Origin of the sequence: Bradyrhizobium sp. STM 3566 (genome assembly GCF_045571445.1) — a bacterium.
GTDB classification, from domain to species: Bacteria; Pseudomonadota; Alphaproteobacteria; order Rhizobiales; family Xanthobacteraceae; genus Bradyrhizobium; species Bradyrhizobium vignae.
The window spans coordinates 2,944,981-2,967,586 of the sequence record NZ_CP120692.1 but is presented as its reverse complement, the minus strand read 5'-3'; the positions used below and the strand labels follow the sequence as shown (position 1 = coordinate 2,967,586).

At 63.8% G+C, this 22,606-nt stretch carries 26 protein-coding genes, 3 tRNA genes and 2 pseudogenes; 11 read left to right on the top strand and 20 right to left on the bottom strand.

Translation table 11 applies throughout. From position 1 onward, the window contains the following. Window positions 1–303: 303 nt before the first annotated feature. From P6U27_RS14135 to P6U27_RS14125, 3 genes are all read right to left on the bottom strand, one after another. Window positions 304–1,509, bottom strand: a complete 1,206-nt coding sequence (locus P6U27_RS14135) for an ABC transporter substrate-binding protein (protein ID WP_407194243.1) — start codon at window positions 1,507–1,509, stop codon at window positions 304–306. Between the two features lie 25 nt (window positions 1,510–1,534). Then, window positions 1,535–2,668, bottom strand: a complete 1,134-nt coding sequence (locus P6U27_RS14130; RefSeq protein ID WP_208738544.1) for a CoA transferase — start codon at window positions 2,666–2,668, stop codon at window positions 1,535–1,537. A gap of 68 nt (window positions 2,669–2,736) precedes the next feature. After that, the gene (locus tag P6U27_RS14125) at window positions 2,737–3,531 is read right to left on the bottom strand and encodes an enoyl-CoA hydratase/isomerase family protein (protein WP_407194242.1); all 795 of its coding nucleotides are present in this window, start codon (window positions 3,529–3,531) and stop codon (window positions 2,737–2,739) included. 101 nt (window positions 3,532–3,632) lie between these two features. Between P6U27_RS14125 and P6U27_RS14120 the strand changes: the two genes are divergently transcribed. Continuing rightward, complete coding sequence (locus P6U27_RS14120) at window positions 3,633–4,283, top strand: GntR family transcriptional regulator (RefSeq protein WP_407194241.1); 651 nt, start codon at window positions 3,633–3,635, stop codon at window positions 4,281–4,283. Window positions 4,284–4,451: 168 nt separating this feature from the next. On the opposite strand, the gene P6U27_RS14115 is transcribed toward P6U27_RS14120, so the two are convergent. From P6U27_RS14115 to P6U27_RS14105, 3 genes are all read right to left on the bottom strand, one after another. After that, window positions 4,452–4,525, bottom strand: a tRNA-Gly gene (locus P6U27_RS14115). Between the two features lie 343 nt (window positions 4,526–4,868). Continuing rightward, the gene (locus P6U27_RS14110; protein ID WP_407194240.1) at window positions 4,869–5,042 is read right to left on the bottom strand and encodes a hypothetical protein; all 174 of its coding nucleotides are present in this window, start codon (window positions 5,040–5,042) and stop codon (window positions 4,869–4,871) included. A 52-nt stretch (window positions 5,043–5,094) separates the two neighbouring features. Beyond that, on the bottom strand, window positions 5,095–5,280 hold the full coding sequence (locus tag P6U27_RS14105; RefSeq protein ID WP_122402658.1) for a hypothetical protein: 186 nt from the start codon (window positions 5,278–5,280) through the stop codon (window positions 5,095–5,097). A 198-nt stretch (window positions 5,281–5,478) separates the two neighbouring features. Here P6U27_RS14105 and P6U27_RS14100 point away from each other — a divergent pair, with 198 nt between their 5' ends. Then, the gene (locus P6U27_RS14100; protein WP_407194448.1) at window positions 5,479–5,859 is read left to right on the top strand and encodes a YciI family protein; all 381 of its coding nucleotides are present in this window, start codon (window positions 5,479–5,481) and stop codon (window positions 5,857–5,859) included. Between the two features lie 3 nt (window positions 5,860–5,862). Here P6U27_RS14100 and P6U27_RS14095 read toward each other — a convergent pair whose 3' ends face one another. Continuing rightward, window positions 5,863–6,453, bottom strand: coding sequence for a TMEM175 family protein (locus P6U27_RS14095; RefSeq protein WP_407194239.1), 591 nt, complete (start codon window positions 6,451–6,453; stop codon window positions 5,863–5,865). A gap of 128 nt (window positions 6,454–6,581) precedes the next feature. On the opposite strand from P6U27_RS14095, the gene P6U27_RS14090 reads away from it, so the two are divergent. After that, window positions 6,582–8,639, top strand: coding sequence for an ATP-dependent helicase (locus P6U27_RS14090; protein WP_407194238.1), 2,058 nt, complete (start codon window positions 6,582–6,584; stop codon window positions 8,637–8,639). A 62-nt stretch (window positions 8,640–8,701) separates the two neighbouring features. On the opposite strand, the gene P6U27_RS14085 is transcribed toward P6U27_RS14090, so the two are convergent. The 3 genes from P6U27_RS14085 to P6U27_RS14075 are packed head-to-tail and all read right to left on the bottom strand — an operon-like array spanning window position 8,702 to window position 11,821. Beyond that, the gene (locus P6U27_RS14085; protein ID WP_407194237.1) at window positions 8,702–9,949 is read right to left on the bottom strand and encodes an amidohydrolase family protein; all 1,248 of its coding nucleotides are present in this window, start codon (window positions 9,947–9,949) and stop codon (window positions 8,702–8,704) included. A gap of 13 nt (window positions 9,950–9,962) precedes the next feature. After that, window positions 9,963–10,466 (bottom strand): GAF domain-containing protein, encoded by a 504-nt coding sequence (locus P6U27_RS14080; protein WP_122402654.1) that lies wholly within the window; start codon window positions 10,464–10,466, stop codon window positions 9,963–9,965. Next, window positions 10,463–11,821, bottom strand: a complete 1,359-nt coding sequence (locus tag P6U27_RS14075; protein ID WP_407194236.1) for an MFS transporter — start codon at window positions 11,819–11,821, stop codon at window positions 10,463–10,465. Before P6U27_RS14075 ends, P6U27_RS14080 begins: the two co-directional genes overlap by 4 nt. Window positions 11,822–11,933: 112 nt before the next feature. On the opposite strand from P6U27_RS14075, the gene P6U27_RS14070 reads away from it, so the two are divergent. Beyond that, the gene (locus tag P6U27_RS14070) at window positions 11,934–12,857 is read left to right on the top strand and encodes a LysR family transcriptional regulator (protein WP_407194235.1); all 924 of its coding nucleotides are present in this window, start codon (window positions 11,934–11,936) and stop codon (window positions 12,855–12,857) included. 137 nt (window positions 12,858–12,994) lie between these two features. Then, window positions 12,995–14,026, top strand: coding sequence for an LLM class flavin-dependent oxidoreductase (locus P6U27_RS14065; RefSeq protein ID WP_209295886.1), 1,032 nt, complete (start codon window positions 12,995–12,997; stop codon window positions 14,024–14,026). Window positions 14,027–14,135: 109 nt separating this feature from the next. On the opposite strand, the gene P6U27_RS14060 is transcribed toward P6U27_RS14065, so the two are convergent. Continuing rightward, window positions 14,136–14,221 (bottom strand) — tRNA-Tyr (locus P6U27_RS14060). A 207-nt stretch (window positions 14,222–14,428) separates the two neighbouring features. On the opposite strand from P6U27_RS14060, the gene rlmB reads away from it, so the two are divergent. Continuing rightward, window positions 14,429–15,262 carry a 23S rRNA (guanosine(2251)-2'-O)-methyltransferase RlmB gene (rlmB, locus tag P6U27_RS14055; RefSeq protein ID WP_209295887.1) on the top strand — a complete coding sequence of 278 codons (834 nt, stop codon included), beginning with the start codon at window positions 14,429–14,431 and terminating at the stop codon, window positions 15,260–15,262. 60 nt (window positions 15,263–15,322) lie between these two features. On the opposite strand, the gene P6U27_RS14050 is transcribed toward rlmB, so the two are convergent. Further along, entirely contained in the window at window positions 15,323–15,841 is a 519-nt protein-coding gene (locus P6U27_RS14050; RefSeq protein WP_407194234.1) for a hypothetical protein, read from the bottom strand. Between the two features lie 43 nt (window positions 15,842–15,884). Further along, on the bottom strand, window positions 15,885–16,367 hold the full coding sequence (locus P6U27_RS14045) for a hypothetical protein (RefSeq protein ID WP_122402648.1): 483 nt from the start codon (window positions 16,365–16,367) through the stop codon (window positions 15,885–15,887). A 283-nt stretch (window positions 16,368–16,650) separates the two neighbouring features. Here P6U27_RS14045 and P6U27_RS14040 point away from each other — a divergent pair, with 283 nt between their 5' ends. Then, entirely contained in the window at window positions 16,651–17,112 is a 462-nt protein-coding gene (locus P6U27_RS14040) for a hypothetical protein (RefSeq protein ID WP_407194233.1), read from the top strand. Between the two features lie 187 nt (window positions 17,113–17,299). Further along, a tRNA-Thr gene (locus P6U27_RS14035) sits at window positions 17,300–17,374 on the top strand. A 406-nt stretch (window positions 17,375–17,780) separates the two neighbouring features. Here P6U27_RS14035 and P6U27_RS14030 read toward each other — a convergent pair. Next, window positions 17,781–17,975 (bottom strand): annotated as a pseudogene (locus tag P6U27_RS14030) (aldehyde-activating protein); the annotation flags it as partial. A 61-nt stretch (window positions 17,976–18,036) separates the two neighbouring features. Continuing rightward, window positions 18,037–18,270: pseudogene (locus P6U27_RS14025) on the bottom strand (methyl-accepting chemotaxis protein); the annotation flags it as partial. A 9-nt stretch (window positions 18,271–18,279) separates the two neighbouring features. On the opposite strand from P6U27_RS14025, the gene P6U27_RS14020 reads away from it, so the two are divergent. After that, a complete protein-coding gene (locus P6U27_RS14020) occupies window positions 18,280–18,642 on the top strand; it encodes a hypothetical protein (RefSeq protein ID WP_407194232.1) in 363 nt (120 codons plus the stop codon). A gap of 3 nt (window positions 18,643–18,645) precedes the next feature. Here the strand turns inward: P6U27_RS14020 and P6U27_RS14015 are convergent, their stop codons facing one another. Then, window positions 18,646–18,810, bottom strand: coding sequence for a hypothetical protein (locus P6U27_RS14015; protein ID WP_407194231.1), 165 nt, complete (start codon window positions 18,808–18,810; stop codon window positions 18,646–18,648). Window positions 18,811–18,911: 101 nt separating this feature from the next. Between P6U27_RS14015 and P6U27_RS14010 the strand changes: the two genes are divergently transcribed. After that, complete coding sequence (locus P6U27_RS14010) at window positions 18,912–19,286, top strand: hypothetical protein (RefSeq protein WP_209295892.1); 375 nt, start codon at window positions 18,912–18,914, stop codon at window positions 19,284–19,286. Window positions 19,287–19,587: 301 nt separating this feature from the next. Continuing rightward, window positions 19,588–19,842 carry a hypothetical protein gene (locus P6U27_RS14005; RefSeq protein WP_407194230.1) on the top strand — a complete coding sequence of 85 codons (255 nt, stop codon included), beginning with the start codon at window positions 19,588–19,590 and terminating at the stop codon, window positions 19,840–19,842. Window positions 19,843–19,868: 26 nt separating this feature from the next. Here P6U27_RS14005 and P6U27_RS14000 read toward each other — a convergent pair whose 3' ends face one another. The 4 genes from P6U27_RS14000 to P6U27_RS13985 all read right to left on the bottom strand — a co-directional run bounded on the left by P6U27_RS14000 (window position 19,869) and on the right by P6U27_RS13985 (window position 22,310). Then, a complete protein-coding gene (locus P6U27_RS14000) occupies window positions 19,869–20,111 on the bottom strand; it encodes a hypothetical protein (RefSeq protein ID WP_407194229.1) in 243 nt (80 codons plus the stop codon). 249 nt (window positions 20,112–20,360) lie between these two features. Further along, entirely contained in the window at window positions 20,361–21,065 is a 705-nt protein-coding gene (locus tag P6U27_RS13995; RefSeq protein ID WP_407194228.1) for an outer membrane protein, read from the bottom strand. A 260-nt stretch (window positions 21,066–21,325) separates the two neighbouring features. After that, on the bottom strand, window positions 21,326–21,721 hold the full coding sequence (locus tag P6U27_RS13990; RefSeq protein ID WP_407194447.1) for a hypothetical protein: 396 nt from the start codon (window positions 21,719–21,721) through the stop codon (window positions 21,326–21,328). 232 nt (window positions 21,722–21,953) lie between these two features. After that, entirely contained in the window at window positions 21,954–22,310 is a 357-nt protein-coding gene (locus P6U27_RS13985) for a His-rich protein BRANT (protein WP_209295895.1), read from the bottom strand. Window positions 22,311–22,606: the final 296 nt, after the last annotated feature.

The following is a 22,606-nucleotide window of genomic DNA, read 5'->3' as shown; positions in this document are numbered from 1 at the left end:
TCGCGATTGAGCACAGCTCATCCGGTCGCCGCGGAACGATTGTTTGGCAGGCAAGCTGTTAGGACTCGGACCAGACCAGGCGACGCCAAACCCGAGGCCTTCCGACTACCAGATGGAGGCCATCGTGGCCTACCTGGAGGAGTCGCGAGCCGGCCAGTCTCGCTGAGCGAGTATGAGGTCTACCCTCAGTTTCCAAATGAATCGAAGGCCACGAAGCGGAGGTATTTATCCTCATGATTCACCACGTTGCATCTAGCTGGAGATGGATCGAGCCTCCGATTGGCGGAATCGAAATCTTTTTGATTACCTCATATTCTCCGCATCCGGCCCAAACCGCTCCCATTTTTCCCCGTCGAACCGGATGAGTTGCTCCTGTTTAATCGGCGCAAAGTCCGTCGGTGACGTGTTGATCGTTATTCCCGGGAGAAGCATGTCGAGCTTCAGATCCTTGAGGCTGGCAGCTTTTTTCATAACGTTCTCTCGCGTGAGATCGTCGCCGCACATCTTGAGCACCTCCGCCAGGGTCTGCGCGACCGAATACCCATAGACCGTGTTGGAATCGGCTTTGTCAGTTCCGGGCATGTATTCGTTCATGAAGGCAAGCCAGTGCCGGTAGCCCTCGTCGCCGCTCCAGGCCGGATCGAGCGGATTCTTCAAATATGCGGTCGAGATCACGCCCTTGGCGTTGTCGAGCCCGGCAGGTTTCAAGACCGCGGCCACCGACGTGGAGACGTTGTTCAGGATGTGCAGCGGCCGCCATTGCAGCTCACCCGTCTTGCGAATGGCCTGCGCGGCAAATTTCGGCGACGTCACGTCGAAAAAAACGTTCGCGCCGGATGCCTTCAATTGCGACATCTGGGGATCGATGGTCGGGTCCGTGATCTCATAGGACAATCTGGTTGTGGGCTCGAATTTGCCGCCTAGCCCCGCAACGAAGCCCTTGACGTAGTCCCGTCCGGAGTCGTCGTTCTGCCAAAGTATCCCTATCTTTGCATCGGAAAGCGTTTGAGCGACATACCGACCATAAATTCGTCCTTCGGCTTGGTAGCTTGGCTGCCAGCCCATCGTCCAGGGAAAGTGCGCCGGGTCGTTCCATCGCTCCGCACCACTGGCCACGAACAATTGCGGCACCTTCTTGCCGTTGAGGTACTTCTGCACAGCGGCATTGTGTGCCGTGCCGAGGATGTTGAAGGTCAGCAGAACCTCATCGCTCTCCACCAGCTTGCGGACTTGCTCGACGGCTTTCGGCGGACTGTAGGCATGATCGTACGAGATGAAGTTGATCTTTCGACCGTTGATGCCTCCGTTCTTGTTGATCATCTCGAAGTACGCCGCCTCGACTTTCCCAATCACGGAATAAGCCGATCCCGGCCCGCTATAGGGCATCAGGTTGCCGACCTTGATTTCGGTATCGCTGGCGCCGGGATCATATTGCTTCTGCGCGGACGCGGCCGAAGAAAGGAGAGCGACGCTCAAGGCGACGAACGTCGAGGAGCAGGCATATCTCATTGTCAAATCCTCTTCGCGGAGCCGATCAGACGAGTCCGAGTTCTTGCAGGAGAGCATTGCGGTCGGCATCGAGCTCTGGCGCAGGCCGATAGTTTGCGAATTGTTCGCCGGCGAACCGGATGGGACAGGCCGCGGTTTTCAACACCATGCCCCCCGGAGCCTCCAATGAGACGAACATGTCGCGCGCGTTGAGCTGCGGATCACGCAGTACGCCGGCAATGTCGTTCATTGGTCCACAGGGAATCCCGGCTTGCGTCAGGATGGGGAGCCATTCCTCGGCGGTTCTGGTTGCCAGCGCCTCTTCGATCCGCGCGGCGAGGGCACGATGATGTTCGCATCGCGACGAATTGGAGAGGAATCGCGGATCGGCTTTGACGTCCCGCATCTGCAGCACATCGCAAAGGTCTCTGAACTTCCGGTCGTTGCCGGCGGCGATGATGAGATGCCCGACCTTGCTCTTGAAGACGCCAAATGGCGTGATAGAGGGGTGCCTGGAGCCGATGGGCCCAGGAACGACTTGCTCGACTTGATAGCGGACAAGGGCATTCTCGAGCAGAGAGATCTGCGTATCTAGCATGGAAATATCGACGTGCTTACCGCGACCGGTGCGGGCGCGCTCGATCAACGCCGCTTGAACTCCGATCACCGCATGAGTGCCCGCGGCGATGTCGCCGATCGATACTCCGACGCGCGTCGGCGGGCCTCCCTCCTCGCCCGTCAAGCTCATGACACCGCCCATGGCCTGCACGACCATGTCGTAAGCCGGCAGTTCGCGGTAGGGCCCCGTCTGACCAAAGCCCGATATCGACGCCAGAACCAGCCGGGGAAAGCGCGAGCTGAGCGCCTCCCAGCCGTAGCCGAAACGGTCCATGGTACCGGGCGTAAAATTTTCCGCGAGGACATCGGCGTCCAGCAATAGTCGCTCGAAAATCGCGCGGTCGGCAGCATCCTTGAGGCTCAGTGCGATCGATTCCTTGCTTCGATTGATCGAGAAGAAATAGCCCGAGCTTGGCAAGCCATCGGCGTTCGAGATGAACGGGCCGATGTGCCGCGCATCGTCACCGATGCCCGGCATCTCGACCTTTATGACCCGCGCGCCGAGATCCGCGAGCATCATGGTGCAATACGGTCCGGCCAACACGCGGGTGAGATCGATCACGATCAACCCAGCGAGTGGCCCCTTTGACCGCGGCTTCAGCGTGGACGCCGGTGGCGAGTGAGGTCCGGTCATCGGCCGTCCAGGTCGGCGCCGAAGCGCGGGGGGCGCTTTTCGGCGAAAGCCGCGCTGCCCTCGCGCAGCTCGGCGCCCACGAGGCTCTCACGGTAAGGCTGATCGGCAGCAGCACGATCGAACGAGTTTCCGGCGATCTCGTTGATGGCGCGTTTCATGCCACGCATGGCGGCCGGCGCATTGGCAGCGAGAACAGAGGCGAGCTCCTTCACGCGCGCATCGAGGCTGCCCGCAGGAACGGCTTCATCCAGATAGCCTATGCGCAGCATCTCGGCCGCGTCCAGTTTCAGGCCCGTGAGGAACAGCTTCTTTGTCGCCGCTACGCCGAGGCGCGACGCAAAGCGCATGAGACCGCTGCTGTAATAGTGAAGCCCGAGGCGCGCGGCCGGCATGAACATCTCGCAATCATCCACGCCGATCCTGAAGTCGCAGGCGAGCGCAAGATCAGTTGCGCCGCCATAGACTCCGCCGTTCAGCCTGCAGATGGTCGGTATCGCCAGCGTTTCGAGCTGATCGACGACGTTCTCAAAACCGGAAGCATGAACATCTTCCTTAGACGACGTTCGCGCAGCGATGTCTCCGAGGTCGTATCCGGCGCTGAACGCGCGTCCTTCGCCGGTCAGGATGAGAACTCTCGCACCTGCCTTCTCAATGCTGGCGAAGTGGCCCGACAACACGGCGAGATCGGCTGCGGTGATCTTGTTCATCTGCCGCGGGCGATCGAGCTGGATCGTCGCGATAGGCCCATCCGTCTTCAGCAAAGGGGTGCCGCTCAAATTCACGGAAGTCATCGGCGTTTCCTGTTGTCCTCGTTCTGTGCCCGGATTATATGTATTTTTTTAAATGGTCTACGTATACATAAAGGCATAAGCGTATACATAAGGGCAAGCCAATGCGGGTTCGTGTCTCCGATGAGCTTTGTCGACGGATCGAAAGCGATATCGCCGAGGGACGGCTGCTCCCCGGCGACAAGCTGGACGAGCAGAGCCTCGCCAGACGCTTTTCGGTCTCGCGCACGCCAGCGCGGGAAGCGCTGCTTCGCTTGGCCAATGAGGGTCTCGTCAAGTTCAGGTCGCGCCAAGGCGCAACCATCGCGAGCATGACACCTCAGCGAGCGATCGGCATGGTGGAAATTCTCACTGCGCTCGAAGCGGAGGCTGCCGGTCTGGCGGCTCGCCGAATGACTGTCGCCGAACGAACCGGCCTGCGTGAGATACACGAGCAGTCCGCGCAAGCCGTGCACACCGGCAACACGGCGCGCTACGTCGAACTCAACACCGCATTTCACCAAGCCATCTACGCTGGCGCACGCAACACGCCCTTGGCCGATCTCGTGACTGAAACCCGCCTTCGCATGCGGTTCTTCCGGCATCAGAGCTTGTCGCGACCAGCCCGCCTCGCGGCATCATTCGGCGAGCACGCTCTGATAGTCAGGGCGATTGAAACAGGGAGCGAAGGCGACGCACAGCAATCGATGCGCGCTCACATCATCGTCGGAGGCAACCTCTTTGCCGACATGGTCGCTTCCATCAAGCCCGAGTGACGGTTCCGCGCCCCGCGCCGTGAAAAGGTCATCGATAAACGATGGTGCATCTTCATCACGATGATGAGGAGAAGCAGGACGCAAAAATGAAGCGGATCAAGCAGGCGGCCCAAAAGTGAACCCTTGTCGGAATGAAAACCAACAAGCTCACTAAGTAACTGAAATCATTGGAGCGGGTGAAGGGAATCGAACCCTCGTATTCAGCTTGGAAGGCTGCTGCTCTACCATTGAGCTACACCCGCGTTACGGGCTCCCTAACACGGCCGGACCGCGGTCTCAACTGCCCAGGAGGTCGCTTTCCGGCGTCTTCCACCCCTCGCGGACCGCTTCTGTCCCCTCTGGACTCGCCGCCCTTAACAGCGGCAGCAATGCTACCTATATTGAAGACTTCCGAAACCAACGAAAGGAGGTGATCCAGTGTCTTATCTCAAGCGCTGTCACCTCGCTGGGATCGCCCGCTGAGCTTTGGCTGAAGCTTGGCATCGGGGCGCTCTCAGCCCTGGACCAGCGAGCAAGAAATCGGGCGCGACGGGGTCTCCCCGCCGCGCCTTTTCTTCGCGATTTCCTTGAAGCCGGATCGCCGGGTCAGCCGGCGCGAAGCCGCTCGCGCAGTGCGACGGCGGCGATCAGCATGCCGACGCACCAGGCGACGACCGCGCGGTGCGGCTCGCCGCCGAGCAGCACCGTGAAGAGGCTCGCCAGAAGGCACGGCGCAATGGCCTTGCCGGTCCGGCTCATCAGCGCGACCAGGAACGGCATCGCCGCGATCGCATTTGCAGGGCGCTCATTTTGACCGGCGCGTCGAAATGCTTCAGAAGCCGCAGATGTTGAACGCGCGCGGCCGTTTGCCGCGCCGGCTCTCCGCGATGCGCTCGCCGCCGTTCTCGGCCGAGCTGCCGTAATAGCGGTGATGGCCCGCCTCGTCGTGCAAATCGGCCGGCTGCGACTGTGCCGCCCGCCGCGCATCGCAGATGATCTTGATGGTGTGACCCGACATTGCCGCCTCCAGCCAAAGCTTTGTTGTTCGTGGTCCATCAGTCGCGACCAGTTCCGGCGGCGTTCACATGGCAAGGCCGCAATCGGGTTTCAGGACGGTTTCGCCGCTTGCCGGCCACGCAATATTTTGCTTCGGGATTGTCGGCACGGGCTGCCGTGCCACGTCCTTTGGACTTGCGCAGAAAGAAACGAGATGATGATGCTGTACGCCATCCTGGCCTATCACGTGGAAGACGAAGTCCCGTCCTGGACGCCGGAGCAGGACGCCGCGGTCGTGGCCAAAGTCATCGAGGTTCAAGCACCTCTTCGGGCCAGCGGACAGTTTGGGCCGGCGGCCCGCCTGGATGAAACCCGAAAGGCCCGCACCCTGCGGGGCCCTGGCGCGGGCATGGTACTGGACGGGCCGTTTGCCGAGACCAAGGAGCAGCTTCTGGGCTTCCACCTGATGCAATGCGCCACCGAGGATGAGGCGATCGCGGCGGCGCGGAAGCTGCGTGCGGTCAATCCGACGGCCGTCTACGAAATCCGCCCGGTCAAGCTCTACGTGCCGGCCGATGGGTTCGGCGCGACATCCGGTTGAGTCCTACGCCTCCGGCCCTGTCCGCCCCGCATAGAAGCGCTGGATCACGAGCCCGCCGAACGCAATGAACCACAAAAAGGGGGCGACCTGGGGCGCGAACGCCGCAACGATCGTGCCCGGGATGAACACCAGAAGTGGAAACAGCGAGGCCATTATCTCGTGGCGCCAGCCGCCCAGGATCGTCCACCACATCCAGGCGTTGAGGCCGGCAATCGCGGTCAGATGCAAGCCGTAGAGCACGGCGACGGCGCTGCTCATGGCGTAATTGGTATAGAGGCCGTTGGTCACCGGCAGCAGCACGATCGAGAGCAGGAAAAACAGATTGAGGATCACCATGCCGCGGCTGCCGACCGGCTGGCGCGCCAGCCGGCGGTGATGACTGATCCAGAACACGCCGGCGATGATGAAGCTGAGCGCGAAGCCGGCGAGCTTGCCGGAATAGACATGGGCAAGATCGCTCCAGCCGGGAGCGCTGGTGAACACCGCAGCCTTGGGCAGGTCGTAGGCGAGCAGCGTCATGGCGACACCGAAGATGGTGTTGCTGAGCGATTCCAGCCGCCGCATCTCGAACTGGTCGCGCTTGAGCTCGGTCATAGCGGACGCGTTTCTCGGGCTGGAACTCGGGGCCGCCCTTTCCCCCTAAATCCTAAACCCGGTTTCGTCCAGCCGCATTGCGATTCGCACCGGGATCGCCGACTCTCATCCTTCCACCGGGGCGATTCGTGGCGACATATCTGGACACGCTCAATGCGGAGCAGCGCCGCGCCGTCGAGCATGGCGTGGCTGAAGGCGCGACCGTGGGCGCCCCCCTGCTCGTCATCGCCGGCGCCGGCTCCGGGAAGACCAACACGCTGGCCCACCGCGTTGCGCATCTGATCGTCGCAGGCAGCGATCCCCGCCGCATCCTGCTGATGACTTTTTCCCGCCGCGCGGCGGCGGAGATGGCCGGCCGCGTCGAGCGTATCGCCCGCAAGGTGCTGGGTGAGAACAACGCCGCGATCATGCGCGATGCGCTCACCTGGGCCGGCACCTTCCACGGCATCGGCGCGCGGCTCCTGCGCGAATATGCCGAGCGGATCGGCGTCGATCCCGCCTTCACCATCCATGACCGCGAGGACTCCGCCGACCTGATGAACCTGGTGCGGCACGAGCGCGGGCTGTCGAAGACCGAGAGCCGCTTTCCCGCCAAGGGCACCTGCCTGTCGATCTATTCCCGCTGCGTCAATGCCGAGATGGAAATCGAGAAGGTGCTCGGCCAGCACTATCCCTGGTGCGCGGGCTGGGCCGCCGAGCTGAAGGGCTTGTTTGCCGCTTATGTCGAGGCCAAGCAGGCCCAGCACGTGCTCGATTACGACGACCTCCTGCTCTACTGGTCGCAGATGATGAGCGATGCGCTGATTGCGGAAGAGATCGGCGGGCGCTTCGATCACGTGCTGGTCGACGAATATCAGGACACCAACCGCCTGCAATCCTCGATCCTCTTGGCGCTAAAGCCCGACGGGCGCGGCCTCACCGTCGTCGGCGACGATGCGCAGTCGATCTATTCGTTCCGCGCCGCCACCGTGCGCAACATCCTGGAGTTCCCGCAGAGCTTCTCGCCACGCGCGCAGATGATCACGCTCGACCGCAATTACCGCTCGACACAAGCAGTGCTGTCGGCGGCGAACGGCGTCATCGGCCTGGCGCGTGAGCGCTTCACGAAAAACCTCTGGACGGACCGCACCTCCGGGCAGAAGCCGCAGCTCGTCACCGTGCACGACGAGGCCGACCAGGCGCGCTACATCGTCGAAGCGGTGCTGGCCAATCGCGAGCAAGGTGCTCTGCTCAAGCACCAGGCGGTGCTGTTCCGGACGTCCTCGCATTCGGGGCCGCTCGAGATCGAGCTGACCCGCCGCAACATCCCGTTCGTCAAGTTCGGCGGGCTGAAATTCCTCGACGCCGCCCATGTCAAGGACGTGCTGGCGCTGTTGCGCTTCGCCGAAAACCCGCGCGACCGCGTCGCCGGCTTTCGCCTCCTGCATCTGTTGCCGGGCATCGGCCCCGCGACGGCGCAGCGCGTGCTCGACCAGATGGCGGAGAGCACCGACCCGCTTGCCGCGCTCGGCCGGCTCCCGGTGCCGGCGCGCACCGGCCCCGACTGGACCGACTTCGTCCGCACCGTCGAAAACCTGCGCTATTCGGAATGGCCTGCCGATCTCGAACGCGTGCGGCTCTGGTACGAGCCGCATCTCGATCGCATCCACGAGGATGCCGAGACGCGCCGCGCCGACCTGATGCAGCTCGAGCAGATCGCCGGCGGCTATGCCTCGCGCGAGAAGTTTTTGACCGAACTCACGCTGGATCCGCCCGATGCGACCAGCGACAAATCCGGACCGCCCCTGCGCGACGAGGACTATCTGATCCTCTCCACCATCCATTCAGCCAAGGGCCAGGAGTGGAAATCGGTGTTCGTGCTCAACGTCGTCGACGGCTGCATGCCCTCCGATCTCGGCGCCGGCACCAGCGCCGAGCTCGAGGAGGAACGCCGCCTGCTCTATGTCGCGATGACGCGCGCCAAGGACGATCTCCACCTCGTGGTGCCGCAACGCTTCTTCGTCCACGGCCAGGCCGCCAAGGGCGACCGCCACGTCTACGCCTCGCGCACCCGCTTCATCCCGGAGCAGCTGGTCTACCTGTTCGAGCGCACCGCCTGGCCGAAAGCCGCGGCGGGCGCAGCGCGCACTGCCGCGCAGGGGCCGAAGATCGACATCGGGGCGAAGATGCGGGGGATGTGGCGGTAGTTGGCGTCTTGTTTTGACGCGTTTTCTTTAGCGAACCGGTATCCACTTCGCTCGAAAACGCCTTAGGCTTTCAGCCTGTCGAACTGGACCTTCCCCGCCTTCACCACCAGCGGGATATGCTCGCCCTGACCGAGCAGGCAGGCGACATCGCGCAGCGGATTGCCGTCGACCACCAGCAGGTCCGCGATAGCCTCCGGCATGATGCGGCCGAGCTTGCTCTCCATGCCGAGCACCTCGGCACCGATCACCGTTGCGCTGGCGATGACGGCGCGCGGGCCGAGGATTTCGGCACGAATGCGGAATTCATCGCTCTGCAGGCGTTGCGACGGCCCGAGCAAATCGCTGCCGAAGCCCATCTTCACGCCGGCGTCGCGATAGATCGCGAGCGAGCGCAGGCCGGCGTCGCGGACATCGGCGATCTTGGCCACGCTCTCGGGTGGCAGGCCGTATCGGGCGCCCTCGTTGGCGAGCGCCTCATAGGTGACGAGCGTCGGCACCACATAGGCCCCCTTCTCGGCCATCAGGTGCGCGGTCGGCGCATCGACCAAATTGCCGTGTTCGATGGTGCGCACGCCGCAGCGCACCGCGCGCTCGATCGCGGCAGCGGTATAGGCGTGGGCGAGCACATAGGTCTGTCGCCCGCGTGCCTCCTCGACGATGGCGCGGATCTCGTCCTCGGAGTAACCAAAGGCGCCGACCGGATCGGTCGGCGACGCCACCCCGCCGGAGGCCATGATCTTGATCTGGTCGGCCCCCATCTGGAGCTCTTCGCGCGCGGCCTTGCGTACGCCGTCGACGCCGTCGGCAACGCGCGCCAGCGCGCCGACCCGCACGCAGCAGGGACAGGGCGCGTCGCTCGCAAGGTAATCCGAGCGTGCCCGCATGTCGCCGTGGCCGCCGGTCTGGCTGAGCGCGCGACCGGAGACGAACAGCCGCGGTCCATCGGTCAGGCCGGTCTCGATCGCCTGCTTCAGCGCGTGGCCGGCGCCGCCTGCGTCGCGAACCGTGGTGAAGCCACGCCGCAGCATGCCGCGCAAGAGCAGCGTCGAGCGCAGCGTCACCAGCACGTTCGGCATGTGCACCTGTTGCGCCAGATTGAGCTCGACCGCGATCGCGTGAACATGCAGATCGATCAGCCCGGGCATCAGCGTCTTGCCGTTCAAATCGATGGTGCGATCGGCGGTGGCCTGGATCGGCCGGTCGGAGATCTCCCTGATCAGATTGTCCTCGACCAGCACATGATGCCCCTCCAGCAAGTCCGGCTGGAGCGGATCGAGCAGTGCGGCGTTCTTGAAGAGGATGCTTGTCATCGCGACGGTCCTGTCAGAGATCGGCCGGCGAGAGCAGTGCCGGCAAGGTAAGCTGGGCAAAGGGAAGGCACGCAGCCACATCATCTTCGCCGTACCAGCCCGCCTCGTGAAGCAGATTGAGCGAGCCGAGCGTGCGCCCGCGCCAGCGCACGGGCATGTTGAGCACGCTCTCGCAGCCGAGCGAAGCGATCAGCTCATGATCGGAGAAGACGGTGCGCAGATCGTCATGGGTACGGCCGATATAGGCTTCGCCGCGATCGAGCACGGCCTCGGTCCACGGTCCGGGCGTGAGCCGCTTGCGTCCGCCGGTCGGGTACGGGCCCGGGAGATTGGAATAGACCCGCGCCGCTTCACCGGTGCTGCCGTCATAGGTGAGGATCGTGAACAGCTTGTGCCCGATCGCCGACTTCACGGCCTGGTCCAGCGCCACGTACAGCGCATCCGGCTGATCCATCCTGCCCTGCGCCGCCGCGACGGCGCAGAGCCAGGGATCGGCCTTCAGTTTCGTCCGCGTCATGCGACTTCGCCCGCCGCAATCTCCTCCAGCGAGCGACCGCGCGTCGGCACGCCCATCAGCACGACGGTGACAGCCCCGAGCAGCAGCACGGTGGTGGTGACGCCGAACACGCCGGCAAAGCCGAAGGTCGGATAGAGATAGCCGACCAGGATCGGCGAGACGATCGCGCCGATGCGGCCGATTGCGGAAGCGAGCCCGGCACCCGTGGTCCTGACCGGGGTCGGGAAGACTTCCGCGGTATAGGCATAGACGCCCGCATAAGTGCCGTTCATGAACAGCGACAGGAAGATTCCCGCCGCCATGATCTGCTGGTCGCTCTGCGCGAAGGCGAGCCCGAGCGCGCTGGCGCCGCCGAGCACCATGTAGGTCGCGATCGTCGCCTGCCGGCCAATGCGCTCGTTGAAATACGCCGCGCTGAAATAGCCGGGAATCTGCGCGCAATAGATCGCGATTGAATAGGCGAAGCTCTTGGTGATGCTCATGCCGTTCTGGACCAGGAGACCGGGGATCCAGACGAAGAAGGAATAATAGCTGAAGGTGATCGCCAGCCACATGATCCAGGTCATGATGGTGATGCGCGCCTGCCGGCCCGCCAGAAGCGCGGCGAAATTGGCGAGCAGCGTCCCGCCTATCCCCGCCGGCGCTGTTGCTTCCACCACCGGCTGCGGCAGGACATGACCCTCGCGCGCAAAGCCCGCCTCGATCCGGTCCAGCAGGGCCTCGGCTTCCTTGCCCCTGCCCCGGCTTTCGAGCCAGCGCGGCGATTCCGGCAGCGACTTGCGCCACCACAGCAGCATGACGACCGGCACCGCGGTGATCACCAGTACGATACGCCAGCCGTTGTCGGAGGTGGGAACGATGAAGTAGCCGAGCAAGGCTGCAGCGACGAAACCGAAGGAGAAGAAGCCGGCCAGCGCGCCGGTGAAGCTGCCGCGATAGCGGCGCGCAACGAACTCCGCGAGATAAGGCGCGATGATCGCGCTCTCCGCGCCGGTGCCCATGCCGGCCACGACACGCGCGGCGAAAAAGGACGGCCATGTGTCGACCACCGCGCTCACGATCGACGCCGCGCAATACAGCGCCAGCGCCGACATCATCACCGCACGTCGGCCGATCAAATCGCCCAGCGTGCCGGCCAGCAACGCGCCGAACAGGAAGCCGATGTAAGTGCTGCTGCCGAGCACGCCGATCTGCACGCTCGACAGATTCCACGCCGTGCGCAGCACCGGCAGGATGAAGGCCAGCACCGCTGCGTCCATCGCGTCGAACATGTAGCCGAGCCCGCCCATCAGCAGCAGATGCGTGTGGAAACGTGCGAACGGAAGGCGCTCGATGCGCGCCGATATCATCGACATGAAAGTCCCCCTCTGATGTCACGGGCCCGGCGCGCCGCTCGGGAGGGAACCATAGACAAAGTGACATTATCGTCATAATTTATAATCATGATCTGATATATCACTAAGGTGAATGTCCTTGTCGTTCCGCGCGCTCGACCTCAACCTGCTGAAAGTCTTCGAGGCGCTAATGACCGAGGGCAGCGTCACGCGCGCCGCGAATGCGCTGCGGATGACCCAGCCCGCCGTCAGCAATGCGCTCGCGCGGCTGCGCGACGCGCTCGGCGATCCCCTGTTCGTGCGAGCCGGCACCGGTATCCGCCCGACCCAGCGCGCCGTAGTGCTGTGGGAGCCGATCGGCGAGGCACTGGAAAGCGTCCGTGGAGCGCTCGACGAGCAGGTGTTCGATCCCGCTCGCGCACAGACGGAATTCAGCCTGTCGATGTCGGACTACGTCTCCTCGCTGGTGATGCCGAACCTGCTCGACCATCTCGGCAGGGTTTCCCCAAAGTCGCGCGTCCACACTGTGCCCAATACCGTCGTCGAGATCGCCGACCAGCTCGAGGACAACAGAGTCGATTGCGTGCTCAGCGTCTATGTCAACGAGGCGCAGCAGCCGGCTGCCATTCGTTCGCGCTCGCTGTGGACCGTCGACTATGCCTGCTTCATGAGGCGCGGCCATCCGCTTGCTGCCCAGAAACGGCTGAGCACGCGAACCTTCCTGAACGCGGGACATGTCGACGTGAGCCTCGCGGGCAAGACCATGCCGTCTTACGACCTCTTCCTTGCCTCGCGGGGGCTGTCGCGCAACCTGGTCGCCACCGTCAATCACTACAGCGCCGCCTACGAGGTCGTGCGCCAGTCCGACCTGATCGCCGTGCTGCCGAGCGACCTGCGCTCGCAATCGAGGCAAGCGCCGTTCCTGCATGCGATGCCGCTGCCCCTCAAAGCGCCGCCGCGCATCGTCAGCCTGTTCTGGCACCAGCGCAACGACACCGTGCCGGCGCAGCGCTGGCTGCGCGAAACCCTGGTCGAGATGTTCGCCAGATCCGATTGAGCCCGCCGGTTCGATGAAGAACCGGAAACGATGCCTTTCCTGGAGCAGCATTGTCGAAGCGGTCTTCACCCCCTAGCTCCACCGCAATCATTTCCTCCCACACGACGGCGCCTTCGCGCCCCGCAGAGACCTCATCGATGACCGCACCGCTCGAATTCGGACTGGATACCTTTGGCGATGTCACCAGGGCCGGCTCCGGCGGCCTGCTTCCGCATGCGCAGGTGATCCGCAACGTCGTCGACGAAGCGGTGCTGGCCGACGAGCTCGGGCTCGACTTCATCGGCCTCGGCGAGCATCACCGCGCCGACTTCGCGATCTCCTCACCGGAAACCGTGCTCGCGGCGATCGCATCGCGCACCAGGCGCATCCATCTCGGCTCGGCCGTGACGGTGCTGTCTTCGGACGATCCCATTCGCGTCTTCCAGCGTTTTGCAACACTGGACGCGCTCTCGAACGGACGTGCCGAGGTGATCCTCGGCCGCGGCTCCTTCACCGAATCCTTCCCGCTGTTCGGCTTCGACCTGCGCAAATACGAAGAGCTGTTCGAGGAGAAGCTCGATCTGTTCGCCGCGCTGTTGTCGCAGAAGCCGGTCACCTGGGAAGGCAAGCTGCGTCCGCCGCTGCGGGAGCAGCTGGTCTATCCGCCGGTCGAGAACGGCACGCTCAAAACCTGGATCGGCGTCGGCGGCAGTCCGCAATCGGTGGTGCGCGCCGCGCATTACGATCTGCCCCTGATGCTCGCGATCATCGGCGGCGATCCCGCGCGCTTTGCGCCTTACGTCGATCTCTATCACCGCGCCTTCAAGGAGTTTGGCCGCACTGTGCAGCCGATCGGCGTGCATTCGCCGGGCTATGTCGCCGAGACCGATGCGCAGGCGCGCGAGGAGCTGTGGCCCGATTACAAGGCCATGCGCGACCGTATCGGCAAGGAGCGCGGCTGGCCGCCGATGGGACGCGACGAATTCGTCAACGAGGCCGAGCATGGATCGCTCTATGTCGGCTCGCCGGAAACGGTGGCGCGCAAGATCGCGAAGACCGCAAAGGCGCTCGGGATTTCGCGATTTCAGCTGAAGTACTCGGCGGGACCATTGCCGCACGAGAAGCTGATGCGGAGCATCGAGCTTTATGGACGGAAGGTGGTGCCGATGGTGCGGGAGATGATGGGGTAGCGGTTGAGACAGCCTCAGTCCGTCTTCGCCCTACGGGCTTCGCCGGACACCACGCTTCGCCTTTCGGGTATCACGTGGCTGCGCCACGCCTAGCCCGAAGGGCGAAGCATGGTGGGGGAGGCAGGACTCGAACCTGCGAAGCCATGAGGCGGCTGATTTACAGTCAGCTCCCTTTGCCACTCGGGACACTCCCCCGCTCGACGGCAGCACAATCGGGCCGGACCTTGCCGGCGGACCGAAGACGGCCATGGAACGTGAAGGCCGCGACAACCCGGATCGGGGCGCGACCGGGCGCGTTTATGGGCGAAGCGGTGGGGCAAAGTCAACCGAGGCAAGCAGCTAAAATCGCCCCCTCAGGCACCGAAATTGCCATATTCCGGAACCCGTGACAGAAGCGAGCCCATGAAGGATCGAAAATTCGGCCCCAAGGGGGCTCGCGGCGGCGCTAAGCCCTTCAGCCGGCCCGGAAAATCACCCGGCCGGCCGGCTTGGCGCGAGCGTGATTCGCAAGCAGATGGCCCCGTCATTCTCTATGGCTGGCACACCGTCACCATGGCACTCGCCAACCCTCGGCGCCGAATCCGCAAGCTGACGCTGACCGAGAACGCCGCAAGACGACTTGCGGAAGAGAACATCCAGATCCGTGTGGCGCCCGAGATCGTGCGGCCCCAGGAGATCGATCGGCTGCTGTCGCCCGACGCCGTACACCAGGGGCTCTTGGCCGAGGCCGATCCCCTGCCCTCGCCCGATATCGAGACCTTGACGCAGGAGGGCATGGTGCTGGTGCTCGACCAGATCACCGACCCACACAATGTCGGCGCCATCCTGCGCTCGGCCGCAGCCTTCGCGGTGAAGGCGATCGTCACCACCGCGCGGCACAGCCCGGAAGCGACCGGCGTGCTGGCCAAGGCCGCCTCCGGCGCGCTCGAGCTGGTGCCGATTGTCACGGTGCAAAACCTCGCTCGTGCGCTGACGGCGCTGAACGAGCGCGGCTTCCAGACCGTCGGCCTCGACAGCGAAGGCAGCGAAGATATCGGCGACGTCGCGCTGCGCGAGCCGCTTGCACTGGTGTTGGGAGCCGAAGGCAAGGGCCTCAGGCAATTGACCCGCGAGACCTGCAGCGTCGTCGCACGGCTCGACATGCCCGGCGAGATCAAGAGCCTCAACGTCTCGAACGCCGCGGCGCTCGCGCTCTATGTCGGCGCCAGCCGGCTGGGTTTGATGAAGCGCCAATAGAACAAAGCGCCCGTCAGCATTGCGCAGACGGGCGTCTCGTTGGCTCTAACCGATCAGAGATCAGTAATAGCGGCGCAGCACGCGGTGACCGCCATAATAGTACGGCGCGTGGCGATGGGCATAGCCGTAACGCGGAGCATGGCCGTAGTGCACGCGCGGCAGATAGCCGTAGCGCGGGCCATAGCCGTAGCGATATGGACGGAAGTACGGGCGGCGATAGGGATAAGCGGCCGGCGGCGCCACCGTAGCAGCACGATAGCCATAGCCATAACCGTAGCCGTAATTGGCAGGCGCGACGACGGCGTCCTCACGGTAGGTCGGATACGGCGCGAAGGCACCCGGACCGGTATAGGTCGGGCCTTGGTTGACGTAATAATACTGCGTGGTCGGCTCGACGAGACGCTCATAGGCGCCATAGCCATAGCCATAGCCGTAGCCATACCCGCCGCAACCGGTGTTGCAGCCGGTATAGACCGGTGCAATCGGCGCGCACGTGGTGAAGCCGCAGGCCGCGGCGGGCGCGGTGGCGGCAAACATCACGGCAGCTGCCGCGACCACTCCCGAAATCATCTGACGCATTACTCTCTCCTGTTGATTTCCGTTTTTTGGATTTTCACGTTTCTCAACCCGGCGGCTTGCCGGGTATCTCCGTATGCGGCCGCAGCCGAGGGGGCCGAGGACGGTCGTTGATCTCGGGCGCATAGATCACGGGCGGCGGATCGACGGGCACGTCCATCTGCGGCGGCAAGGGCGCGGACGACGCGCCCCAACTCTGGTGGTAGCTCTCGGCGGGCGCCGGCAATTTGCGGTTCGCGGGCGGCTCGACCTCGAGCCGGCCGTAGCCCGGCCGCAGACCCAGCGTCGGATAATAGTGGCCGACGTCGTCGGGCTGCCGCTCGGCGATGTAGCGTCCACCATAGATTGTGGGCTGTACTTGCTGGTTCTTGCCGAGGCCCCAGACACCTTCGACCACGCTATAGGACGCGTCGATGTTGTTGATGATGATCGGCACGCCAGGACGGCCCGGGACGACGATCTCGAAGCCGCCGGCCAACGCCGTCGCAGGCAGTCCGATCAGAAAGGCGGCGAGCGCGACAGCGCGCATGAGGAGACCCCGGTTATCCGGGTACAACCTAACCGATCGCGGCGCCGAGAGGGTTAAGGCCAGCTCACCAAATTCCGGTAAGCCTAACGTGCAAGGATTGCGCGACACTCAAATGCTGAAGAGCGAGCTAGCGAAGCGTTAACGGCGCGGGATTCCGCCGCCGGAACGGCGCCGTTGTGCTCACATCCGTTTGACTGTTCGCCGGCGAAAATCCCACGGTTGCACCGGAACGTCCTGCGCCGTCAGCGTTTAGTTTCCGTCAACAAAATGGGAGCGAAGAACCATGAACATCAAGCTTCTCGGGGCCACCGCGCTTGCAGCGACCATGCTGGCAGGCTCTGCCATGGCGCAGGCGGTCGTCACCAATCCGGGCCGCTGCTCGGCGCAATTCCCCAACGCCAATTGCCAGAACCTCGGCCCCGGAAATCCGTACACCGATAGCGGGTACCGTCATCGCCGCATGTCCTATCGTCAGACGCGGGCCGACTGGAATAACGATTGGAACAGGAGCCGCACCGGCTTCTGGCCCACCGACGTCGCGGCAGGCGTCGCCGGCGCCGCGATCGGCACTGCCGGCGCGATTGCCACCGCCCCGTTCCGCGCCTGGGACAATTCCTACGCCTATGACCGCGGTTGGGACAATCGCGGCTGGGACACCCGCACCTACGCCCAGCGCAACGGCTTCGTCTGTACGCCCGGCACTTACTTCAAGGGTGAAGACGGCCGCCGGCACATGTGCCAGTAAAGCGGTTTGAGCCGAACGCCACAGATTGGGCGGCGACACGGATCAGGCGGCTCCTCCTCGGGCCGCCTGATTTCATGCCTGCGACCACGATCGCGGGTTCTGGCACTTTCCAATCAAGTCTGGTATTGCGGCGCGCACGGGCAGACGGCTCCGGGTAGGCCGAGCCCCGCCCCGCATCTTGGGCGTCGCCGGCTTAGCTCAGCGGTAGAGCAGCGGTTTTGTAAACCGAAGGTCGGGGGTTCAATCCCCTCAGCCGGCACCATTGGTTTAGCTCCGCGACCGCAGATCGAAACCTGTCAATGGCCACGGCCCCTTTCGGCGACCACCGGAAGAACTAAATCATCGGTTTGGCGTTATCATCCTCCTGCTATGGAGCCGTCTCGCGGAGGTCTAGCGATGGACCCGAATGATCGGGTAGCCTTAGCCCTATCCGCTGTCGCCTTGGCCATCGCCATTGTGGTTGCATCGACAGTCACGTTGGAGCGCGTCAATACCCGTACGGCCAGCAACGGCGCTCCTCCCGGAACGGTAGGACTCGCCAGGCCCCACCCGCCGCTGGACCGTGCTCCCGGTGAACCGATACAGACAACAGGAACGCCATCCAACGCAAGGCAGCGTCCCTGACCGAACGCCGGCCGCGACCAGCACCAGCAGTCGATACCTATGCCTCAGCTTGAACGCTTGCGCGCGCTGCCCTGTTCGAAGTGCGCGACGCCGGCGCCACCGATCTCGACCCAGGCATGTTTCGATTGCTCGAACACCGATCTGACGGGCGCCGGAAAATCCAGACCCGCGATGGCGCCGACGGCAATGCCGATCGTGTCGGGCAGATTGTCGGCCTTCCAGCAGACCGTCGAGCCACAGCCAGCGCAGAAATAGAAGCGAACCTCATCGCCGCTTGCGGCGACGCGAGCGTACTGCCGCGCCCCAAAGGTTGTTGATCAGCTCGACGACGTCGCCGATGCGGGTGGCGGCGACCGAGAGCTCGCTGACGCGCTCGGTCGTGGTGCGCGCCTGGGTGACGGCTTCGCCCGCCATCCGCGCCGATGCCTGCACCTGGCGGCTGATCTCGTTCACCGAGGACAGCTCCTCCGTCGCGGTCGCAACCGACTGGACGTTGCCGGTGGCTTCACCCGAAGCCGCGACGATGACGGAGGTCGGCATGTCGTGGCGGCGCTGCTCGGCGGCCTGCTTCTCCGTTTCGATCTGCGCGGCCTTGAGACGGCCTCGGTTGCCTCGGTGAGGACCGCGTCTGTTTTCGCCGGGCCCGGAACTGGCTCCGCCACCAGCCGTTATTGGCCCATGCGGATCCGGGAAGAAAACCGAAACATGATTCTGCTAGCGACGGTGACGCTGTGCTGCAGCGCCTTGGCTGGCACATTGGCGCTGTTCGAGCCGGTGCTGGGACCGGCGCCTGAAAAGCGTGTCGCCGAGGGAGCCGTGATCGACATTACCCGGACATCGATTCAGGCCCCAGTTCGAGTGGTCGGCGCGCCGTTCGAGCCCAACGTCAATCCGCGCGAGCGGTAGCGCTCACCGCGGCGAGACCTTCGCGCCCTCCTCGGGCGGGACGTGGGCACGTGCCAATTCTTCCACAAACGCGATCACCTCCGCCCGCTTGTCGGGCGGCAGCGACAGGAACGCACGGATGAGCCTCAGCCCCTCCATTTCGTCCGACCGTTCTTCTGCAGCGACCATTCGGTCAATGTCTGACGACCGGGAAAATTATGCAATCCCTTTGCGAACCTCCTTGATTCGATGCAGCCGCTTTGCTGGAATAAGCGTGGCTGAGGTGGATCATGAAATGGATCAGCGAGCGCGACGCACTGATCGCGCAGACACTGGCCTTCGTCCAATCGGTGACCGGCAGGAAGGATGACACCCTTCAGCCGGAGAACCCTGCGGTTGGCTCGACCGCCGCGGTGGAGATCGTCGCCGTGGAGGCGGTCGCCCGCGAGTTCGAACCGCCGCCAGCCCCCCTTCCGTCCCGGCCCGCACCTGTCCCGCTGCCGCGGGCAAACGGTGATTTCCGCACCGAGATGCAGGCCCGCATCGCCAATTTCCGCAAGCATCAGGAGCGCTTCGAGCGCGAGCGTGAGGAATATTATGCGGCGACGCTGACCAAACTGCGTGCCGCCATCCGCGACCCCGGCGGCCCCCCGGCCAAAAAATAAGGTCGCCCCGTCAGGGACCTACAGCCAGGACCAGACCAGCCAGAGATTGGTCGCGCAGGCGCCGAACAGCGCTAGCGTGAGGGGCAGGAGCATGTGCCCACAGGATGTCTTCAGGTCGCTCGTCATGGCGGAAAACATCCGCTGATTCCGGCCAACGAGTCCCAGGGATTCTTTTTTCCGGGATTCAGGACTCGTTAAGGACTCAGGGACGGCGGTAACCGATCACGGCGCCGTGATCGAACCGCGGGCCGGAACCCCTTACCGGGCAAGCTCGTTAAATGGGTTTGTTGGAGCGGGAAGAATGCCCTACGCCCTGTTCTGCAACGACGCCCAGATCAGCAAGGCCTATCCGAGCGAGTCCGACGTCTGGAAGCTCGCGCAACGGAGCGGTCTCGTCGTGGACGTGATGGCGGACGACGAGCGGCCGGGACCGCGCCGGGTGCTCGACAACGACTACGAGATCGCGCCTTGCCAGGCAGCTCAGGGCGAGGACCCCGTCAAGAACAAGGCTGAGGCCGACCAGGAGTCGCGGATGGAGTTCGAGCTGAACTCCTGAGCTCCGGCACGAAACCGGATCGCAGCTCAGGGCGTGGCGGCCGCAAGCGAGGCCTGCTCGCCTGGCATGGCGACGCAGGCCTTGCGGCGATGCAGCCCACGGATGGCGCCGGTAACCTTCAACACCTGGCCCGACGGACAGGAAGCGTCCTTGACGAAGGCGACCTCATAAGGTGCCAGCATCAGAGGCTCGGATTTGAGGATTGTCTGTGCAGAGCACGGCAGGCCGGAGAAGCACGAGAGCACCACTGCCGACATCAAGATACGCATGTCCGTCGTCCCACCAGCCCGGTAAATCTCATATAACGCGTTCCGGAGCGCGAGTTCCGTAAATCGCAAAGATTATTTTTGCTTTACGTCGGCTCCGTGACGCGCGTGAGAAGGCGCGTCAGCATCGTTTGCAAGCAAGTGACGCGCCAGATGGTTTACGCAAGGCAAGCAAGCCGGCCGGAAGACCGGCAAACGAAAGGCCGGCGGAGCCGGCCTTTGTCGGGTTTTGGATCGTCGCTGGGCCGCTCACTAGCGGGAGCCGGCCGGGCCGCCCCAGCCGAAGCGATAGTTCACACCGACTTTGACGGTATGGTCATCCTCCCGGCCACGAACGCCGACGATGTCGGCCGGACCAGAGGCGAAGGTGGTGCTGCCGAAATTGTAATACTGGTACTCGGCCTTGGCCGACCAGTTCGGCGCGAACATGTATTCGAGGCCGGCGCCGACGGTATAGCCGTCCTTGCTGTTGCCGGTGGTGGTGAAGGCCTGCGGCACCCCGGCGATGTTCACGCCAAGGGCATTATTGCGCCAGGCGTAACCGCCCTTGGCGTAAAGCAGCGTCGGTCCCCAGGTGTAGCCGATGCGACCGGTCACCGACCCGATCTGGTCGGTGTTGGACGTGACCTGCGTGCCCAGCGGGAAGGTGACACCGTTGTTGTTGGTCGGCAGCCAGGAATATTGAGCCTCGACGCCTACCACCCAGTTGGGCGCGAACTGGTAGTCGAAGCCGCCCTGCACGCCGCCCATGAAGCGGGCGTCGCTCGACTGGAAGCTGCTGTCGCCGGCAAACGCGCCGCCGACATGGCCGCCGATGTAGAAACCGGTCCAGTTGTAGATGACCTGCGGCGGCGTATAGGCCGGAGCCTTGGTATAGGTGCGCGGCTGCATGTCCGCGGCGGCCGCCGGTGCGGCCAGCGCCAGCAGAGCTGCTGCACCGAGCAAAATCGACTTCATGATCATCCCCGTTCTTTCATCTACGACACTCGGGAAACAACGTGGCGTGAATTGGGTTGCTTCGCGGCGATGCCGGAACGTTGATCGTTCGTTACTGTGACGGCTTTGCAACAAGGGTATTTTGTTCCACCACGTCGACTGCGCAAGGCCGCCGCAACGATTTGTCGCAAGACAAACCACCCCGTTCAAAGCTCGCCGAAACGTGATCCAGCGGCTCGGCCGCTTCTGTCTAACACCAGACGATGAAGGCGGGCTTTGCGCTACCGCGTCATCTTTTCCAGTTCCGGAAAGGGAGCGTAAACCGCACCAGTGCAGAGATCGCTGGTCCGGTCAACCACGCGATCCGCTCGGCCGTTGACGAAGATCACGGCACGTTCACGCATGGCCTTGTAGCTGCCATCGCTCTCGCGCGGCGTGAAGTGCAGGCAGCTCACATAGAACTGCCGGCCGCCGACCTCGCGTTGCACCGGCTCGGCCATGCTGGCATCGCGCACGCCGACCGGATTGTTGAGATACGCTTTCATCAAAGCCACCGTGTCGCTGCGGAAATTGTCGGGAAACGGCTGCGGCCCGCCCGCCTGTGTCCCATCCAGCAGGGTTGGACGGTCACCTTCATTGCCGAAACATGCCGCAAGCACCAGCGGCAACGCCAGGATCACCGCACATCTCGCCAATCGCCCCACCGGCCCCGCTCTCCGCTCGATCAGATTCGGAGACGTTCTAGCCCCAAGCCTGCGCGAAGGGAATTCGCTTGCAGCGGAGCAAACAGCGCACCGGCCCGCTGCCGGCACCTCGGGCTTTCGCGCAAGATGTGGCGAGCGGACCGGGCCTGACGTCCGCGCGCGGCGGCGGGGCAATGCCAGGGATGCCGCCGCGCGGGATCAGTCGTCAGTTGCGCTTGTCCGACGTTGCCGGCTTGGTCACGTCCGGCTGCGCCTTCTGCGACGCCTTGGCCGAGACCTGCTTGTGGTGATGGCGATGCTTGCGCACGGTCTTGTGCTCGTCGGTGGTGACCGCGGCATTGGCGTTCATCGCCTTCGACTTGGTATCGACCTTGGCATCGGCCTTTACATCGGGCGCCTTGACGCCGGTGTCCGGTTTCGCGGCGGTGGTCGCCGCCTTGGTCTGGCCCTGGTCCGCCTTGATCACCGGGGCTGTCGTGGTGGTCTTGCCGGGTTCAGCTGCGAAGGCAGGGGCTGCGATCACGGAAGCTGCGAGCAAGGCTGCAGAAATCGTCTTCAACATGGTGGTCTCCTCTTGCAAGGATCTTGAGGCGGCGCCCTCTCGTCACCCCTTCGATCGTGGGTCGGAGCCTAGGCGTGGCGCGCTGAACCCAGTCTGAAGCCCCTTGCAGGCTTCCGTTCATCTCGATGACAAGTTTGTCATCCGCGGCTGGGCGAACAGCGCGACTTGGGTAATAGAACTTGGCGAATAGAACTTGGCGAATAGATCGTGCGAAGCGGGAATGTTTCCGCCCGATGGGTGTTCCGGTCTTTGGGCAATCGTGTAGGATCGCCACGTTCCATACGGGAGACTTTTAG